This is a genomic window from Citrobacter amalonaticus Y19 (assembly GCF_000981805.1).
Classification (GTDB): Bacteria; Pseudomonadota; Gammaproteobacteria; order Enterobacterales; family Enterobacteriaceae; genus Citrobacter_A; species Citrobacter_A amalonaticus_C.
The window spans coordinates 4,793,470-4,812,065 of the sequence record NZ_CP011132.1 but is presented as its reverse complement, the minus strand read 5'-3'; the positions used below and the strand labels follow the sequence as shown (position 1 = coordinate 4,812,065).

Genomic DNA, 18,596 nt, shown 5'->3' with positions numbered 1-18,596 from the left:
CCGAAGTGTGGTTAGGATTAAATGTACCGATCTTACTGGGTACTGGTGGTGGTTGTGGTGGTGGTCCCGGTATTGGAACCATCACCGCCGCCGGTTGCCGCGAGAGCGACACCCACCGCCGAACTTACGGTGCTCACGCTGGATGCGGAGGAGCTACCCGCCGACACCGACGTTGCTGCCGACCCTGCCGCTTCACCCACCTGAACGGGGGCTGCATAGACAGAACTCGCCGCAAGCGCAGATATGGCAAAAATGCCATACAGAACTTTTTTCATAACAATTTCCCTTCATTGAATGAATGGAGATTTACCCAAAAGCGTTTCGGGCGGGATCGAGTATACACAACTAAAGCATGCGAATTACGGCAGGGGGAAATAGCAAGAGGGTTTTAGGATAATTGGACTTTTGCTGAACAATTCATTTTTATAAAAATAATAATAACCATTAAAAACAACATGTTAACATTAAATATATTTAGCTAAAGGATCCGTATTATCCTAAAATAACACGGAGTTATTTTGCGGTTATTTATTATTTTAGGATTATGCTCAATATAGAATTGTGGGAAACAACACGGACAACCGGAATTATCTTATAAAAAAAGCCGATAATAATATCGGCTCATTTCATTATTAATTTTCCTGATGACGCTACGCTTATCAGGCCTACGGTATGGACCGGGTCGGATACATCATCGGCACTTCAATGCCTGATGGCGCTTCGCTTATCAGGCCTACGGTATGGATCGGGCCGGATACACTATCGGCACTTTAATGCCTGATGGCGCTTCGCTTATCAGGCCTACGGTATGGACCGGGCCGGATACGCCATCGGCACTTCAATGCCTGATGGCGCTTCGCTTATCAGGCCTACGGTAGAAAGTAGGCCGGATAAGACGCATTAGCGTCGCCATCCGGCACTGCGCCAGATTAACGCCAGTTTTTATAACGATTAATCAATCCGTTAGTCGAGCTGTCGTGGCTTTCAATCGCGTTATCATCTTTCAGCTCCGGCAGAATGCGGTTCGCCAGCTGTTTACCCAGCTCAACGCCCCACTGGTCGAAGGTGAAGATGTTCAGGATGATGCCCTGAGTAAAGATTTTGTGCTCATAGAGCGCGATCAGCGCACCCAGGCTGAACGGGGTGATTTCACGCAGCAGGATGGAGTTGGTCGGGCGGTTGCCTTCGAACACTTTGAACGGCACCACGTGGTCCAGCGTGGCCGGATCTTTACCCTGGTCACGGTATTCCTGCTCAACCACTTCACGCGATTTCCCGAACGCCAGCGCTTCCGTCTGGGCGAAGAAGTTAGACAGCAGCTTCGGATGGTGATCGGACAGCGGGTTATGGGTAATCGCCGGGGCGATGAAATCACAAGGCACCATTTTGGTTCCCTGGTGAATCAGCTGATAGAACGCGTGCTGACCGTTGGTTCCCGGCTCACCCCAGATGATCGGACCCGTCTGGTAATCCACCGGGTTGCCGTTACGGTCAACGTATTTCCCGTTGGACTCCATGTTGCCCTGCTGGAAGTAAGCCGCGAAACGGTGCATATACTGGTCGTACGGCAGGATCGCTTCGGTCTCGGCACCAAAGAAATTGTTGTACCAGATACCAATCAACGCCAGCAGCACCGGCAGGTTGTTCTCCAGAGGCGTGGTCGAGAAGTGCTTATCCATCGCATGCGCGCCGGACAGCAGCTGCACAAAGTTGTCGTAACCGACGGACAGGATGATCGACAGACCAATCGCGGACCACAACGAGTAACGACCGCCCACCCAGTCCCAGAACTCGAACATATTGGCGGTATCGATACCGAATTCACCGACCGCTTTGGCATTAGTCGACAGCGCGGCGAAGTGTTTCGCCACATGTTTTTCATCACCGGCGGTTTTCAGGAACCAGTCACGCGCGCTGTGGGCGTTGGTCATGGTTTCCTGGGTGGTGAAGGTTTTGGAGGCGACCAGGAACAGCGTGGTTTCCGGGTTCACTTTCTTCAGCACTTCGGCGATATGGGTACCGTCGACGTTAGACACGAAGTGCATATTCAGGTGGTTTTTGTACGGACGCAGCGCTTCGGTCACCATGAACGGGCCGAGGTCGGAGCCGCCGATACCGATGTTAACCACGTCGGTGATCGCTTTACCGGTATACCCCTTCCACTGACCGGAAATAATGGCTTCAGAGAAGGATTTCATCTTCTCCAGCACCGCGTTGACTTCCGGCATCACATCTTTGCCGTCAACGATAATCGGGGTATTGCTACGGTTACGCAGCGCCACGTGCAGCACGGCACGATCTTCAGTACGGTTGATTTTCTCGCCGGAGAACATGGACTTGATAGCACCCGCCAGATCGGTCTCTTTCGCCAGATCCTGCAATTTCGCCAGCGTCTCTTCGGTGATGCGGTTTTTGGAGTAATCCACCAGCATCAGATCGTCAAACGTGGCGGAGAATTTGCTGAAGCGGTCGCTATCCTTCGCGAACAGATCCGCGATGGTAACGTCCTTCATGTCGTCAAAGTGTTTTTGTAGTGCCTGCCAGGCAGAGGTCTGCGTTGGATTGATGTTTTTCATTAGCAATACTCTTCTGATTTGAGAATTGTGACTGGGATCGATTGTAACGCCAGTCACAGAAAAGTGTGATTGTTTTAGTGCCGTTGCCTGGTCACGGTCAAATGCCGTGAAAAAACAGGGTTGTTATAAGTACGGTTACTCAGCCACTTGCCAGCATGAAAAATCCGCATAATCCCGGCGTTGACAGTCCAGGCCATGCCTTTTATTTATATACATAACGTCATTCAGTATGCTTCAAGGCGGCAAACCTGTGAATCCACAGGAGCTTACAGAAGTAAGTGACTGTGGTGACAAATCTGTCAGGAACAGATTTGAACGCAGTTTACTGCGGCCCCGTAGGGGTAAGGCCCAGGGATGGGCCGAATATCCCAGGTGCAGCCAACGAAGAGGCAGACTGAAGGACGAAATGTAATACGGTATTTGCGCCTGCACCGGTTTCTGTTCTGCCTTTGTGCCCAGGTCGCTTTCTCACTCCCTGACACGAGGTTGTTATGACAGAAATCGTTGTTTCCAAATTTGGCGGTACCAGCGTCGCCGATTTTGATGCCATGAACCGCAGCGCCGACGTGGTGCTTTCCGATGCCAACGTGCGCTTAGTGGTGCTCTCCGCTTCCGCAGGCATCACCAATCTGCTGGTTGCACTGGCTGAAGGTCTGGAACCCACCGAACGCTTTGAGAAACTCGACGCCATCCGCAAAATTCAGTTCGATATCCTGGAACGTCTGCGTTATCCAAACGTTATTCGTGAAGAGATCGAACGTCTGCTGGAAAATATCACCACGCTGGCGGAAGCGGCCTCACTCGCCACCTCCACCGCGCTGACGGATGAACTGGTCAGCCACGGCGAACTGATGTCCACCCTGTTGTTTGTTGAAATCCTGCGCGAGCGTCACGTTCAGGCGCAGTGGTTCGATGTGCGTAAAGTGATGCGTACCAACGATCGCTTTGGTCGTGCCGAACCTGACGTCGCGGCGCTGGCAGAACTGGCCACGCTGCAACTGACCCCACGTCTGAACGAAGGGTTGGTGATCACTCAGGGCTTCATCGGCAGTGAAGGCAAAGGGCGCACAACCACCCTCGGACGCGGCGGCAGCGACTACACGGCGGCCCTGTTGGCCGAAGCGCTCCATGCCGCGCGCGTCGATATCTGGACGGACGTTCCGGGTATCTACACCACCGATCCGCGCGTGGTGCCTGCGGCGCAGCGCATTGATGAAATCGCCTTTGAAGAGGCGGCGGAAATGGCCACCTTTGGTGCGAAAGTGCTGCACCCGGCCACCCTGTTGCCCGCCGTGCGCAGCGATATTCCGGTCTTCGTTGGCTCCAGTAAAGATCCGAAAGCGGGCGGTACGCTGGTCTGCAACAAAACCCAGAATCCCCCGCTGTTCCGCGCGCTGGCACTGCGTCGTAAACAAACCCTGTTAACACTGCACAGCCTGAATATGCTGCACTCCCGTGGCTTCCTGGCCGAAGTGTTCGGTATCCTGGCGCGCCACAATATCTCGGTCGATCTGATCACCACCTCCGAAGTGAGCGTGGCGCTGACGCTGGATACCACCGGCTCCACCTCCACCGGCGATACGCTGCTGACGCAGTCGCTGCTGATGGAACTGTCTGCCTTGTGTCGGGTGGAGGTTGAAGAGGGTCTCGCGCTGGTCGCGCTGATTGGTAACGATCTGTCGAAAGCCTGCGGCGTCGGCAAAGAGGTGTTCGGCGTGCTGGAACCGTTCAATATCCGTATGATTTGCTATGGTGCCTCCAGCCATAACCTCTGTTTCCTGGTGCCTGGCACCGAAGCCGAGCAAGTGGTGCAAAAACTGCACCAGAATTTATTTGAGTAATATAGCGTCAATGCCGGATAGCGGCGCTCCGCGCCTTATCCGGCCTACAAATTTAGCCCACGTAGGCCCGATAAGCGCAGCGCCATCGGGCAACGTTGTCATACCATCACCGTCTCATAAAGCAGCCTATCCAGTGCCTTCACGTCACCTTCACGACTATCCGGCAACGTGGGCGAGATTTCGCCTCGTGCCAGTTCAGTGTGGATAAACGCATGCAGCAACGGACGGCGCGGACCATACTCCGCCTCTCCCGCACGCTGTTTACGCGCCAGCAGTTCGTCTATCTCCTGACGTAACGGCGCATCCAGCTCGCTTCCCGCCAGCAGTTCGGCAAAGCGCATGGGCGGAACGCCTTTACCTGCTTCGACCCAACGCACCGCCAGCAGTGGACGCAGGACGTAGAAGTATTTTTTCAGCCGCACGTCTTCTCCCTGCAAATAGCCGCGAAAGTTTTTTCGCGCCATCGAGTAATAGTGCCAGCGGGCGCGAAGCGGAGAAAACCATTGCGGTATCATCGTTTTAAGTGCGCTGACCGTGGCATCATCCTGCTGATAAACCACCGGGGAATCCAGCCACTCGATTAGCGTCGGGTTAGCGCCCTTCAGCAGTCCCAGCGCTTTACGCCACTCCCAGCCGCACACGTCCAGTTCATCGTCTATCGGCAGTTCGATCACGTCCCGCGGTGCGTCGACCCGCAGATACCACTGTGGCGGATGAACATACAAAAACCGCACATCGTAATCGCTATCCGGTGAGGCAAATCCCCAGCCGCGACTCCCCGATTCGCAGGCATACAGCACCCTGACGCCGTAGCGCGTTTCCACGTCTTTGAGTTGCCGCCTGACCCGTTCGCGCATCGCGACACTCACTGCATTTTTCGTCATCTTCTTTTATCCTTTTACACACACCACCTGCCGCAGCGTATGCACGATCTCCACCAGCGAAGACTGCGCCGCCATCACGGCATCAATGTCTTTGTAGGCCATTGGAATTTCATCGATCACTTCGCTGTCTTTACGGCATTCAACGTGGGCCGTCGCGCGGATCTGATCCTCTACGGTAAAGCGTTTTTTGGCCGCCGTTCGGCTCATGGTTCTGCCCGCCCCATGGCTGCAGGAACAGAAGCTCTCTTCATTCCCCAGCCCGCGTACGATGAAGCTTTTCGCCCCCATCGACCCCGGAATAATCCCCATCTGGCCCTTCTGCGCGGAAACAGCACCTTTACGCGTTACCAGTACTTCTTCACCAAAGTGACGCTCTTTTTGCACGTAGTTATGGTGGCAATTCACCGCTTCCTGCTGCGTGATAAACGGTTTACTCACGATGCGCGACAGCGCGGCCAGCACGCGGGACATCATCACCTCCCGGTTTTGCCGGGCAAAATCCTGCGCCCATTCCACCGCGTCGATGTAGTCGTTGTAGTGCTGGCTCCCTTCCTGGAAATACGCCAGGTTTCGGTCAGGGAGATTCGCGATATGCTGCTGCATATCCTGCTGCGCCAGCGTGATAAAGACGTTGCCGATGGCATTCCCCACGCCACGCGAGCCGCTGTGCAACATCACCCAGACGCGCTGCTGCTCATCCAGACAAACCTCAATGAAGTGATTACCGGTTCCCAGCGTTCCCAGATGCTGATGATTATTGGTTTTCAGCAGCGAAGGATATTTATCAGTCAAGCGCTTAAAACGCGGCGCCAGCGTCCCCCAGTGAGTACTCACCTCCTCTGGCGGCGTGTCCCACGCCCCTTTATCGCGACGGGAACGGGTATTGGTACGCCCGTGTGGAACGGCCTGCTCAATCGCGCTTCGCAACCCGCTGAGGTTATCCGGCAGATCGCCGGCCAGCAGCGAGGTCTGCACCGCAATCATCCCACAGCCGATATCCACCCCCACCGCCGCCGGAATGATCGCCCCTTTGGTTGGGATCACGCTGCCGATGGTTGACCCTTTCCCCAGATGCACATCCGGCATCACCGCCAGGTGTTTAAAAATGAACGGCATCTTCGCCGTATTCAGCAGTTGCTGGCGCGCCTCGGGCTCCACCGGGACGCCGTGCGTCCACATTTTCACCGGCGCCGCGTTTTGCGACGCCAATAGCTCATAGTCGTTATGCGCCATGTTTCTCATCCTTTAATGTTCACTAAGCCATGCAGAACCTGGTCCAGGCCACCGAATACCGAGATTTTATCGATACGCTCCGCCACTCTTTCGAGGGTTTCCAGCTCTTTTAAGCGCAGCGCCACCGGGTTGTTTTCCATCACTTTCGCCGTATTCAACAGCGAGCGCGTCGCTGCCGTTTCTTCACGACGGCGGATTACGTTGGCCTGCGCCGATTTTTCCGCTTCAACCAGACGAGACAGAATCGTTTTCATGTCCCCCGGCAACACGATGTCCTTCACGCCCAGCGAGGCCACATCGATGCCATAGGGCGCCATACGGTCTTTCACCTGCGCGCTGACCACATCGTCAATGACCTGCTTATCTTCCAGCAACTCATCCAGCGTACGCGTCCCGACGGCTTCACGCAGTGCAAACTGCAGTTCGCGGTACAGATGATCGAGCGGTTTAGTGAGCTGCGCAAAAGCCTGCAGCACGTCGCGGTAACGCCAGTTTGCCGCCAGATTCAGGCGCAGGTTGACCTTATCTTTGGTCAAAATTTCCTGACCACCCACTTCCAGTACCTGCAAACGGGTATCCACCACTTCAGCGTCAACCAGATGATTCACTTTCCAGTACGCCGTCAGACCCGGCGGTAACAGCGCCTGCGTCTCACCGTCAATTTTCAGCACCCCCGCATGCCAGGCCGGAACTTGCACGGTGAGCATCGCTTCTCGACCTTTTACCGCACCGTTACGTCGCGGTTGCAGAACCGCATTCATGACCTCTGCGGGCACCTGAACCTGACGCGTATCCATACGTACCAGTTTCAACGCCTCATCGGCTCGCCAGTACAAACGGCGCGTTGACGGCGGCAGGATCTCCTGCAACACCTCGTTCATGTACAACGCGCCCGCTTCGCTGTCGCTCAGATCAACGGCCAGACCGTAACGCGTCACCCAGTCCGGCTGAAAGCGGCGTAAATAATTCGCCAACGCTTCCGGCACTTCGCTGCCATCCAGATTAACCACCAGCACCTCTGGCGTATTGAACCATGGCAGACGGTGTTCTCCCGCCTCCAGAACCTGATAGTAGTCGCCGTTTTTCGCTAACAGACCTAATTGTCCTTTGCGGATAGTGATTTTCTTCATCATTTTTCGCTTTTCCTTATCAAAGTCAGGTGCGGGTGCGGAGGCGAAGCTGCAGGGGAATTCCCTTTTGCCTGCGGCGCGGCATCAAAACCGGCGACCTGTTCTGGGGCCTGCTGACTGCGCAGTGCCCGTTTTATTTCTATGATTAACAACCAGTTTCATTGGGAGAATGAATCGGGAATCGAACCCATTGTTCAGGTGTCATTGGTTGACGGAACACCTCCGGAAAACAGCCGCTGCCGTTCCTGACGTGCCGGCGGGGTTTAACCCCCTGCGCTTTCAACGTATTGACGAGAGAGTTATTGCCAGAAGCGTGCCAGAACGGAAAAAAGATGAAATTATTTTTTAGTTAACTGATTAATAAGGAATTAATTTTTATCGCTAATAATGGTGATTGCAGATGCCTTCCTTATTTTTTATCTTTCAATATCGATATTTATCTTTTTGGATAAAACATGAAAAAACGGCGGGTGGTGATTGGCGTACTGGGCACGGTGCTGGACAAACGCGGTAAGCGGGCAAACCGCCTCAAGAAATGGCGACCTACCGTCGGACTGTGTCAACAGCCAGATTTCCCGGTTGATCGGCTGGAGCTTATCCACCAGCCACACGACACCGGGATGTGCCAGCAGTTGGCAGAGGATATCAACCTGCTCTCCCCGCATACCCAGGTCCGCCCGCATGCGATTACCATTGCCGATCCGTGGGATTTCGAAGAGGTCTATGCCGCGTTCCTCGACTTTGCTACTCACTACACTTTTGATACCGAGAACGAAGAGTATCTGGTACACATCACCACCGGCACCCACGTGGCGCAAATTTGCTGGTTCCTGCTGACGGAAGCCCGTTATCTGCCCGCCAGCCTGCTGCAAACCTGTCCCGCGCCGAAGGGTGCGCCGCAAGAGGACGTTGCCGCTGGCAGTTGTTCGGTTATCGATCTCGATTTAAGCCGCTATGCCACGCTCACCAGTCGCTTTCAGCGTGAGCAGCAGCAGTCGGTCTCCTTCCTCAAAGCCGGTATCGAGACGCGCAATGCGACGTTCAACAAACTGATTGACCGCATTGAGCGCGTTGCCTTGCGCTCTGGCGATCCTATCCTGCTCACCGGCCCTACTGGCGCGGGGAAATCCTTCCTCACCACACGGATTTTTCAGCTTCGCCAGTCGCGACATCTGGTGGGTGGAAAACTGGTGGCAGTGAACTGCGCGACGCTGCGCGGTGATAACGCCATGTCGACACTGTTTGGTCATGTGAAAGGTGCTTTTACGGGCGCACTGTCGTCGCGAACCGGGCTGTTGCGCGAAGCCGATGGCGGCGTGCTGTTTCTGGATGAGATCGCTGAACTGGGGCTGGATGAACAGGCCATGCTGCTGAAAGCGATCGAGGAGAAAACCTTCTTCCCGTTTGGCTCCGATAAAGAGGTGCACAGCGACTTCCAGTTGATTGCCGGAACCCATCGCGATATGCCGCAGTGGGTCGCCGAAGGACGTTTTCGTGAAGATCTCTACGCACGAATTAACATGTGGCGCTTTCCCCTGCCCGGCCTTGCGCAGCGACGTGAAGATATCGCTCCTAACGTGGAGTATGAGTTGCAACGTTTCTCCCGCAGTCGACAGAGTCAGATCCGCTTTGATAAAGAGGCGCGCGAACGCTATCTGGCGTTTGCCTGTTCGCCGCAGGCGCAGTGGCGCGGCAATTTCCGCGAGCTGAGCTCCTCCGTCGCGCGAATGGCGACGCTGGCCGAGAAAGGGCGTATTACGCTTGCCCTCGTCGAAGAAGAGATTGCGCTGTTGCAGGAAAGCTGGGGGGACGCGTCGTCACAACCGGAACTGGAGATGGAACTCGACCTCTTTGATCGCCGCCAGCTGGAAACCGTGCTCGACGTCTGTCGCCGCAGCGCATCGTTGTCCGAAGCCGGACGTGAACTCTTCGCCGTCTCCCGACAAAAGAAAGCCAATCCCAACGATGCCGACCGTCTGCGTAAGTATCTGGCACGATTCGGCCTGAGTTGGGAAAATCTCAAAGTCAGAACTTGAACATATACACAAAATCATTCGAGTTGCATCAAGGCGGCAACTGAGAGAATCCCCTGGAGCTTACATAAGTAAGTGACAGGGGTGAACGAAGACAGCCAACGCTGAGGCAGCTTGAAGGATAAAGTGTATAATTTGTTTGAATAATATACCTTCACAATATAAAACCTAACTATGGTTTGGCTCGATCCTGACCGGTTTATAACAAGCAAACACAACATACGTGCAAGGAAAACAACATGCTCGCCACTCTCACCAGGCTGTTCCCGTTATGGGCGCTGCTGCTCTCGGTTATTGCCTATTACACGCCATCCACCTTCATCCCTGTCGGCCCGTGGGTAACGACACTGCTGATGCTGATTATGTTCGGCATGGGCGTCCACCTGAAGGTGGATGATTTCAAACGCGTGCTTTCGCGCCCCGCGCCGGTTGCGGCGGGGATCTTCCTGCACTATCTGGTCATGCCGCTGGCGGCATGGATACTGGCGCTGGCGTTTAACATGCCGCCGGAACTCTCCGCCGGAATGGTGTTGGTGGGCAGCGTGGCCAGCGGCACGGCATCTAACGTCATGATCTATCTGGCGAAAGGGGATGTGGCGCTCTCGGTGACGATCTCATCCGTTTCCACGCTGGTGGGTGTGGTTGCCACGCCGCTGCTGACGCGTCTGTATGTCGATGCGCATATTCAGGTTGATGTGATGGGCATGCTGCTCAGTATTCTGCAGATTGTAGTGATCCCGATTGCTCTGGGCCTGGTGATCCACCACCTGTTCCCGCGCGTGGTGAAGGCGGTCGAGCCTTACCTGCCCGCGTTTTCGATGGTCTGCATTCTGGCGATTATCAGCGCAGTGGTCGCGGGTTCCGCCGCGCATATCGCGTCCGTCGGCTTTGTGGTGATTATCGCCGTTATCCTGCACAACACCATCGGCCTGCTCGGCGGTTACTGGGGCGGGCGTCTGTTTGGTTTTGACGAGTCAACCTGCCGCACACTGGCAATCGAAGTGGGAATGCAAAACTCAGGTCTCGCCGCCGCGCTGGGTAAAATCTACTTCGGACCGCTCGCCGCACTGCCTGGCGCGCTGTTCTCCGTCTGGCACAACCTTTCCGGTTCCCTGCTGGCTGGCTACTGGTCCGGTAAGCCGATTGATAATGAGCCGCGTAAACTGGTCAAAGAAAACTGATCTCCTCAGAACAGGGGGATTCCCCCTGTTCCTCTTCTTCCCTCTTGTTTGAACCACATCACAAAACAACAAATATCAACACAAAACAAAAATAATATTTTATTGATTATATTCAATTAGTTAAATAAGCGATCGTATTTTATCGACAGTTTTCCACGATCTCTAGATGTTGCTTTATTTTGTTTTGATTGGGAATATGATTCCACTACAACACAGATAACCCCTTACCCTACCTTTGAGGCCGCTATGAAAAAAATTGCGATTATTGGAAGCAGTGGAGGCAACCTCTACAACCTGGGTGGCGCCGAGCCAGAGAAGTTACTCCAGGAGATTTATCAGCAGTGCGAAGCCGCGGGTGTTACAGTCGCCGCCGTGCAGTTCATCGCGGCAGACGCCTCGATGGATGTCGCTAAACCTGACACTCCCGCATCCGTCTATGCCTTAACCGCAGAAAACAACACAAAACCACAACGCATCTTTCAGGGAAAACTCGCCGAGGTGAATGCCTCCGTCGTCGAGAGCGATCGTCAGATAGCCGGGATGATCCGTAGCGGTGAGATCGACGGGATCGTGGTGATGAGCGCCGATCCGGTAAAAGCAAACCAGGCCGTTTTTGATGCCGCCGTGGAGATGAAAACCCCTATCGTCGGCACCGGCGGCACCTCGATGGCGCTGGTCGCCGCAAAAGGTGCCAATGTGGTTGCGACTTCAGGTACAACCGGCACCACCAGCCGCACCCGCGCAGTCTCCTTCGTGGCCTCACTGTGTAAACACTGGGGTATCAAGTACAAACCCCAGTTGGGCAGCGCGTCGCCTTCACAGGGCGGTTCCGGAAAAAGTCTGCTCAAGCGCTTTAACATCCGCAGCATCATGATCCCAGCGCTGCCGGGCTTTATCGCAATGGCGATCGTACTCGCCCTGAGCCACATTCCCGGGCTGGAAAAACTCAACGATATCTTTGAAATCCTGCTGAAAGGGCTTCCGGTGCTGGTTGCCGTGCTGGCGGCAAAACAGATTTCCGAACTCGATGAAGTTTCGATTGTGGCCGGGGTCGTCGCCGGGGTGCTTTCCGTTGAAGGCGGCCTGATCGGCGGGATTATCGGCGGTGTGATGGCCGGGATTTTTGTGCGCTGGTTGTTTGAACTGTGCCTGAACTGGCGCTTCCCGATGACCACCGTCAACATCGTCGCTGGCGGGATTTCGGGTCTGGCTGCCGGCTTGATCATGCACTATCTGCTGAGCCCACTGGCGCTCTCCGCAGGTAACTACATCAAACTGGCTATCGAAAGCACGCTGGCATTCAGTCCGATTCTTGCCGGGCTGCTGGCCGGTTTGGTTATCTGGCCAGCCATTCTGGGCGGCGTCTATCACGCGGTCATCCTGCCGCTGGTGCTGCTGGAGATGGAAAAATCGGGCGTCAGTTTCCTCGGCGCCGTGGACATGGTCGGTCTGGTCATGGTCGCAGCCGGCATCAACCTGGCGAACGTCATCGCGCCACGCGAAAAAAGCGAAGCGGCCGTTGCCACACCGGGCCTGCTTATCAACCTGGGCTTCGGGACCTTCGTGGAATCCGCCTACCCCTTCATGTTCGCCAACAAAATCGTCTTTGGCTCCGCCATTTTCTGGGCGGGGATGGGCGGCATGATGCTCGGCTTCTTTAACGTCAAAGGGGTGGCCTACGTTCCGGCTTTCGCCTCGCCGTTCTTATCCAGCAATGCGCTGCAAATGGCGATCGTGATGGCCATCGTCATGATTATGACCTGCATTACCACAATTATTGCGAACCGTTTTAAGGCTGTCGTACAGAGTGAATCTGTAGCGTCTGCCCGTTAATAAATGCACCAACACCAGAGGTACACCATGTTTAAAGGCGATATGAATAAAAAACGCGCCAAAGCGTTACAGAAAGTGAAGGATGCCATCGCGCTGCACGGCGGGCAAACCATCCTCAGCACAGGGATCACCGGCGACGATGCGCGCCTGGCAAAAGCGGTGTGTGAAGCTGGCGTGAAACTGCTCGAGCCGAACCATCCTGCGCTGGCGCTGGCTCGCGGACACAAGGGGGTGAGCAACATGCACGCGGCGGAGCAAATCCGCCACGAAATCACCAACGGTCAGATGGCTGAAGCGGTACACGGTGTGCGTAATGTGGTACCGGACGACATCTTCATCACTGTGGGGATTGCGGGTGGGTTTACCGAAACGCTGCCCGTGCCGCTCAGTGAAACGGAGATTCTGGAGATTGCCCGCGCCGGGGCCGACGGTTTACACACTCACAAATCTGACTGGGACGACCTACAGGACATCGTCAACCTCGCCCATGAATATGGCCTGACCGTTGATGCCTACATTGGCCATCCCGATGATCTGCATACCTTCGGCATTCCGGCACGCACCCCGGAAGAGGTCGCCAGCGTGGCGAAGCGCATGCAGGAGATTGGGGTCGATATGATCGGCCTGATGACCGGGATGAGCTATGAAGGCGTGGCGGCAGGCGATATCCCGCAGATGATTAAAGACCGTCTTCGGGCGCTGGTTAGCGCGGTGGACGTCCCGACGCTGGCAGAAGGCGGTATTAACCTCGCCAATGCCAAAGCGTTTAAGGACACCGGGGTCAATATTCTGGTCGTCGGCACGGCAATCGACAATATGGTCTGCAATGCCGCCAAAGAGGCCGTGACACCGTTTATCGCGCATGCATAACGACAGAGAACAATAATGCTACTGGTTACCGATCTGGATGGAACATTACTGACGTCGCAGAAGACTATCAGTCCACGCACACATCAGGCGCTGGTTGAATTTCGCCAGCGCGGCGGTCTGCTGGCCGCCTGTTCCGCCAGACCGGTCTCCTCAATGGCGCGCCTGTTACAACAGCAGCAGGTTGAGACGCTGTTTGGCTGGTGTGCTGGCTTCAACGGCGGACAAATCCTTGAAATGACGCAACAGCGCATTTTGCATTCTGCCGCACTCACCCGAATGGATCTCAGAGAGATTGATCGGCATATTTCGCTGTCCCGCTATCCTCACCATTTTTTCACCGCACAGGCGATTTATCACCGTTACGACAGCCTTATTGCTCCGTGGACATCGTATGAGGCCAGCTTATTTGAGTTACCGCTTATTAACGCCGCACCAGGGAATATCTTTAATCGTCGCGATATATTTAAAATCACGCTGGTGGCAGAACACGCAAGGATCGACTCTCTGTGCAGGGAAATAAACAGCCTGTTGCCTGCTGACTATAAAGCGACAATCACTGGCGGGAATTATATTGATATTCAGCGTGGCGAGATTAATAAAGGCTATGCGATAAATGAGATCGCCCGGCAATTAAATCGACCAACCGCTGAGATTGCCGCCATTGGCGATCAGCAGAACGACATCAGTATGTTTGCCGTTGCCGGGTTCGGCATCGCGATGGGCAACGCGCCAGACAGCGTGAAACGTCAGGCCCGCTATGTGACAACCACGAATGATGATGAGGGCATCGTCTGCGCGCTGGAGTGGTTGCGTTGCTCTGCGCATCCAGTTACCATGCGGCAAAGCTCGACCCAGGCGGAAAATAATGAACCCGATTAAAAGAAGAAAACATATTCTTGATGAATTAAACAAATTCGGTGAAGTGACCGTTATTAAATTATCAGAAACGTTAAATGTGACCTCAGAAACTATTCGCCGCGATCTCTCTTTACTGGAGTCTGAAGGTCAGATCACCAAAATTCACGGTGGCGCCGTCAAAAAACAGGTTGTCCAGGAAGACGCATTTGGCGCAAGAATCGATGCGCATCGCGAAGAAAAAATGGCGATTGGCAAAGTCGCTGCGGGAATGGTCAGCGAGCACGATACGCTGTTTATTGATTCATGTACCACGAATCTTATTCTTGCCGAACACTTACCCCCTCTCGCATTTTCCGTTATTACCAATTCCGCACTCATTGCCGATAAAATAAAAGAGCATAATCTCCAGGCGCGTGTCTATGTCTTAGGCGGCGAATACGATTACCATTTCCGCGCCAATCTGGGCGTCTCGGTATGCCAGCAGATTAATGCGATTCACGCCGATATCTGTTTTATTGGTGCGGGCGGCATTTCGCCACAGCATGGCATACTCGTGAAGAGCTTTGATGAGGCGTACGTTGCCAAAGCGATGATTGCGATGAGTAAAAAATCCGTGATTCTCGCCGACCACACTAAATTTGGTCAGGACGGCGTGATGTGTATCGCCACGCTCAAAGAGATTGATCACATCATTACGGATAAGGGATTTAAAACAACGGGTTATACACAACAGGATTTCGCAGGAAAACTGCGTATTGCTGACTGAACGCTATCCGCCCGTGGCGTATTGCCGTACACTGAAATCACCTGGCAGACAGAGGGCACCCGTATGGCACTCCCCCGCATTACCCAAAAAGAGATGACCGAGCGCGAACAGCGCGAACTAAAAACGCTGCTTGATCGCGCCCGTATCGCGCATGGTCGTCAGTTGACCAACGCTGAGACCAACAACGTGAAGAAAGAGTACATTGACAAGCTGATGGTCTTGCGTGAGGCCGAGGCAAAAAAAGCCCGTCAGTTGAAGAAAAAACAGGCTTATAAACCGGATGCGGAAGCCTCTTTTTCCTGGTCCGCAAATACGCCAACGCGCGGCAGACGTTAACGCCCTTTCTTCTTACGCCCCGGCGAGGTAAAGCGTTTACCGTTTGCCGCCGGGCGTGATTTTTCTTTCTCCGCCGCCTTTTCGATTTTCACCACCGGGCGCTTGATTCCCGCCGTTTTCGGCTTTGCTTTCGCCTTCGGTTTCGCTTCCGAAGAGGAATTTTCGATAAGCTTAAACAGCGTAATCAGCTCATCATCCGTCAGGTCACGCCATTCACCCAGCGGCAGGCCGGAGAGGCCAACGTTCATGATGCGCGTACGTTCAAGCTTCATCACTTCATAACCGAAATGTTCGCACATGCGCCGGATCTGACGGTTCAGCCCCTGAACCAGGGTAATGCGAAAGACAAACGGCGCCTCTTTCTTCACCTTACATTTTTTGGTGACGGTGCCCAGAATCGGCACGCCCGCACTCATCCCACGAATAAATTCATCCGTAACCGGTTTGTCGACCGTGACCAGATACTCTTTTTCGTGATCGTTACCGGCCCGCAGGATCTTATTTACCAGATCGCCATGGTTGGTCAGAAAGATCAGTCCCTGGGAGTCTTTATCCAGACGGCCAATCGGAAACACGCGCTTGCTGTGGTTAACGAAATCAACAATGTTGTCACGTTCGCTGTCTTCGGTGGTGCTCACGATCCCCACCGGCTTGTTCAGCGCGATAAAGACCAAATCTTCCGCTTCACGCGGCTCAATCAGCCGACCATTCACCTTCACGACGTCACCAGGCATCACCTGGTCGCCAATGGTAGCGCGCTTGCCATTGATGAAAACGTTTCCTTGCTCGATGAAGCGATCCGCTTCGCGACGCGAGCAGATTCCGCTTTCACTGATGTATTTGTTGAGTCGTATGGATGATGAGTCGGGCAGCATAATTTCTCCTTTGAATGCGAAATATACCCTACCTTGCTGGCGATAAAAAATAATCGTGCACAATGGCCTCTGCGCTATTTGTGATCCGCCACACCTTTCGACACAAAAGTGTCGCCGATCTTTGTCTGCAATTTTGTTGAATGAAAATCAGCAGAATCAAGACATTAGGATTGTGTGCACATCTGTGCCAACAACGATCGACCCGCGCATCATATGTGCAACACAAACCGCCAGTTCAGGGCGCGGAAAGAAGAGAAAATCGCTTTGAACTCCCGCTTTTATGAGGTTATATCAGATCAGGAAGGCAAGTTCGTGATTTGCACAAATGTGCAGGAGTCTACAGATGGCGACGGAAAACAGTGATGACATTCGCCTGATCGTAAAAATAGCGCAGCTCTATTACGAACAGGATATGACGCAAGCACAGATCGCCCGTGAACTGGGGATTTATCGCACTACTATCAGTCGCCTGCTCAAACGCGGTCGCGAACAGGGTATCGTCACCATTGCCATCAACTACGACTACAACGAAAACCTGTGGCTGGAACAGCAACTCAAACAACGATTCGGTCTTAAAGAGGCGGTGGTGATCACCTGCGACAGCGAGCAGGAAGAGGAACAACTTGCGATGATGGGCGTGCATGGCGCGCAGTTGCTGGAACGTTTGCTGGAACCCGGCGACATCATCGGTTTTTCCTGGGGACGCGCGGTTTGTGCGCTGGTCGAAGGGTTGTCGCCAGCCAGCCAGTCACGTCAGTTGATTTGTGTGCCGATCATCGGCGGGCCGTCCGGCAAGCTTGAAAGCCGCTATCACGTCAATACGCTGACCTACGGCGCGGCGGCAAAGCTGAAAGGAGAGTCACACCTGGCCGATTTTCCGGCGCTGCTGGAAAACCCATTAATTCGTAACGGCATTATGCAGTCCCAGCACTTTAAGTCGATTTCTGCCTACTGGGAGAATCTGGATGTCGCACTGGTGGGGATCGGCTCTCCGGCGATTCGCGACGGCGCAAACTGGCATGCCTTTTACGGCAGCGAAGAGAGTGACGACCTGCACGCCCGCCAGGTTGCCGGAGACATTTGTTCGCGCTTTTACGATATCAACGGCGTGACGGTGGAAACCAATATGAGCGAAAAAACGCTCTCCATCGAAACCAACAAATTAAAGCAGGCGCGTTATTCCATCGGCATCGCAATGGGTGAAGCAAAGCTAAGCGGTATTCTCGGCGCATTACGTGGAAAATATATTAATGGTTTAGTCACTAACAGCCATACCGCTGAATTGTTGTTGAAGTAAATATATTCATCTTGATCCTGACGTAATTTATTTTATGCAGGATCCCCTTCTCTGAAACTGGGAGTTAATTATGCAAACGTGGTTAAATCTACAGGATAAAGTCATTATTGTTACCGGCGGCGCATCCGGAATTGGCTTAGCGATTGTCGAAGAATTATTAGCACAAGGCGCGAATGTCCAGATGGCGGATATTCACGGCGGTGAAGCAAAACATGAAGGCAATAATGGTTATCACTTCTGGCCGACGGATATTTCCAGCGCCACAGAGGTTAATCACACCGTGGATGAAATTATCCAGCGCTTCGGCCGAATTGACGGTCTGGTCAATAACGCCGGCGTTAACTTTCCTCGCCTGCTGGTTGATGAAAAAGCCCCGGCGGGAAAATATGAATTAAACGAAGCCGCGTTTGAAAAAATGGTCAATATCAACCAGAAAGGCGTGTTCTTAATGTCACAAGCGGCGGCGCGCCAGATGGTGAAACAACGTAACGGCGTCATCGTCAACGTCTCTTCTGAAAGCGGGCTGGAAGGGTCAGAAGGCCAGAGTTGCTATGCCGCAACGAAAGCGGCACTGAATAGCTTCACCCGTTCCTGGTCAAAAGAGCTGGGCAAACACGGCATTCGCGTGGTCGGTATTGCTCCCGGGATTCTGGAAAAAACCGGACTGCGCACGCCGGAATATGAAGAGGCGCTGGCATGGACCCGCAATATCACCGTTGATCAGCTGCGCGAAGGCTATAGCAAGAACGCCATCCCCATTGGTCGCTCAGGACGTCTGACCGAAGTTGCTGATTTCGTTTGTTATCTCCTGTCCGAACGCGCCAGCTACATTACCGGAGTAACCACTAACATTGCGGGCGGAAAAACGCGCGGCTAAGGAGGC

16 protein-coding genes are annotated in these 18,596 nt (G+C 54.0%); 10 read left to right on the top strand and 6 right to left on the bottom strand.

Annotated elements, in window-relative coordinates:
- Positions 1-32: 32 nt before the first annotated feature.
- The gene (gene yjbE, locus F384_RS22225) at positions 33-275 is read right to left on the bottom strand and encodes an exopolysaccharide production protein YjbE (RefSeq protein ID WP_042321038.1); all 243 of its coding nucleotides are present in this window, start codon (positions 273-275) and stop codon (positions 33-35) included.
- A gap of 654 nt (positions 276-929) precedes the next feature.
- The gene (gene pgi, locus F384_RS22220) at positions 930-2,576 is read right to left on the bottom strand and encodes a glucose-6-phosphate isomerase (RefSeq protein WP_046493875.1); all 1,647 of its coding nucleotides are present in this window, start codon (positions 2,574-2,576) and stop codon (positions 930-932) included.
- Between the two features lie 491 nt (positions 2,577-3,067).
- On the opposite strand from pgi, the gene lysC reads away from it, so the two are divergent.
- Complete coding sequence (gene lysC / locus F384_RS22215) at positions 3,068-4,417, top strand: lysine-sensitive aspartokinase 3 (protein WP_046493873.1); 1,350 nt, start codon at positions 3,068-3,070, stop codon at positions 4,415-4,417.
- 98 nt (positions 4,418-4,515) lie between these two features.
- On the opposite strand, the gene F384_RS22210 is transcribed toward lysC, so the two are convergent.
- From F384_RS22210 to F384_RS22200, 3 genes are read right to left on the bottom strand one after another with little or no spacing between them, the layout of a single operon-like run.
- Positions 4,516-5,301, bottom strand: a complete 786-nt coding sequence (locus F384_RS22210; protein WP_046493871.1) for a DNA polymerase beta superfamily protein — start codon at positions 5,299-5,301, stop codon at positions 4,516-4,518.
- Between the two features lie 6 nt (positions 5,302-5,307).
- Positions 5,308-6,534, bottom strand: coding sequence for an RtcB family protein (locus tag F384_RS22205; RefSeq protein ID WP_046493868.1), 1,227 nt, complete (start codon positions 6,532-6,534; stop codon positions 5,308-5,310).
- 5 nt (positions 6,535-6,539) lie between these two features.
- Positions 6,540-7,667, bottom strand: a complete 1,128-nt coding sequence (locus tag F384_RS22200; protein WP_046493866.1) for a slipin family protein — start codon at positions 7,665-7,667, stop codon at positions 6,540-6,542.
- A 452-nt stretch (positions 7,668-8,119) separates the two neighbouring features.
- Here F384_RS22200 and rtcR point away from each other — a divergent pair, with 452 nt between their 5' ends.
- The 7 genes from rtcR (at position 8,120) to F384_RS22165 (ending at position 15,541) form a co-directional block, all read left to right on the top strand.
- Entirely contained in the window at positions 8,120-9,700 is a 1,581-nt protein-coding gene (rtcR, locus tag F384_RS22195) for an RNA repair transcriptional activator RtcR (RefSeq protein ID WP_046493863.1), read from the top strand.
- A gap of 236 nt (positions 9,701-9,936) precedes the next feature.
- The gene (panS, locus tag F384_RS22190) at positions 9,937-10,878 is read left to right on the top strand and encodes a ketopantoate/pantoate/pantothenate transporter PanS (RefSeq protein ID WP_046493860.1); all 942 of its coding nucleotides are present in this window, start codon (positions 9,937-9,939) and stop codon (positions 10,876-10,878) included.
- A 246-nt stretch (positions 10,879-11,124) separates the two neighbouring features.
- A complete protein-coding gene (locus F384_RS22185) occupies positions 11,125-12,711 on the top strand; it encodes a PTS sugar transporter (protein ID WP_046493858.1) in 1,587 nt (528 codons plus the stop codon).
- A 27-nt stretch (positions 12,712-12,738) separates the two neighbouring features.
- Positions 12,739-13,581, top strand: coding sequence for a histidine biosynthesis protein (locus tag F384_RS22180; protein ID WP_046493855.1), 843 nt, complete (start codon positions 12,739-12,741; stop codon positions 13,579-13,581).
- Between the two features lie 15 nt (positions 13,582-13,596).
- Positions 13,597-14,460, top strand: a complete 864-nt coding sequence (locus F384_RS22175; protein WP_046493851.1) for a Cof-type HAD-IIB family hydrolase — start codon at positions 13,597-13,599, stop codon at positions 14,458-14,460.
- Positions 14,447-15,205, top strand: coding sequence for a DeoR/GlpR family DNA-binding transcription regulator (locus F384_RS22170; RefSeq protein ID WP_046493849.1), 759 nt, complete (start codon positions 14,447-14,449; stop codon positions 15,203-15,205). The genes F384_RS22175 and F384_RS22170 overlap by 14 nt, the downstream gene beginning before the upstream one ends.
- A 63-nt stretch (positions 15,206-15,268) precedes the next feature.
- Entirely contained in the window at positions 15,269-15,541 is a 273-nt protein-coding gene (locus tag F384_RS22165; RefSeq protein WP_046493846.1) for a DUF3811 domain-containing protein, read from the top strand.
- Here F384_RS22165 and rluF read toward each other — a convergent pair.
- Positions 15,538-16,416 carry a 23S rRNA pseudouridine(2604) synthase RluF gene (gene rluF, locus F384_RS22160; protein ID WP_046493843.1) on the bottom strand — a complete coding sequence of 293 codons (879 nt, stop codon included), beginning with the start codon at positions 16,414-16,416 and terminating at the stop codon, positions 15,538-15,540. The two genes, F384_RS22165 and rluF, sit on opposite strands and share 4 nt — an antisense overlap.
- 343 nt (positions 16,417-16,759) lie before the next feature.
- Between rluF and F384_RS22155 the strand changes: the two genes are divergently transcribed.
- Together F384_RS22155 and F384_RS22150 are read left to right on the top strand one after the other, a co-directional pair.
- Positions 16,760-17,713 carry a sugar-binding transcriptional regulator gene (locus F384_RS22155; RefSeq protein WP_046493841.1) on the top strand — a complete coding sequence of 318 codons (954 nt, stop codon included), beginning with the start codon at positions 16,760-16,762 and terminating at the stop codon, positions 17,711-17,713.
- Between the two features lie 70 nt (positions 17,714-17,783).
- The gene (locus tag F384_RS22150; protein WP_046493839.1) at positions 17,784-18,590 is read left to right on the top strand and encodes an SDR family oxidoreductase; all 807 of its coding nucleotides are present in this window, start codon (positions 17,784-17,786) and stop codon (positions 18,588-18,590) included.
- Positions 18,591-18,596: the final 6 nt, after the last annotated feature.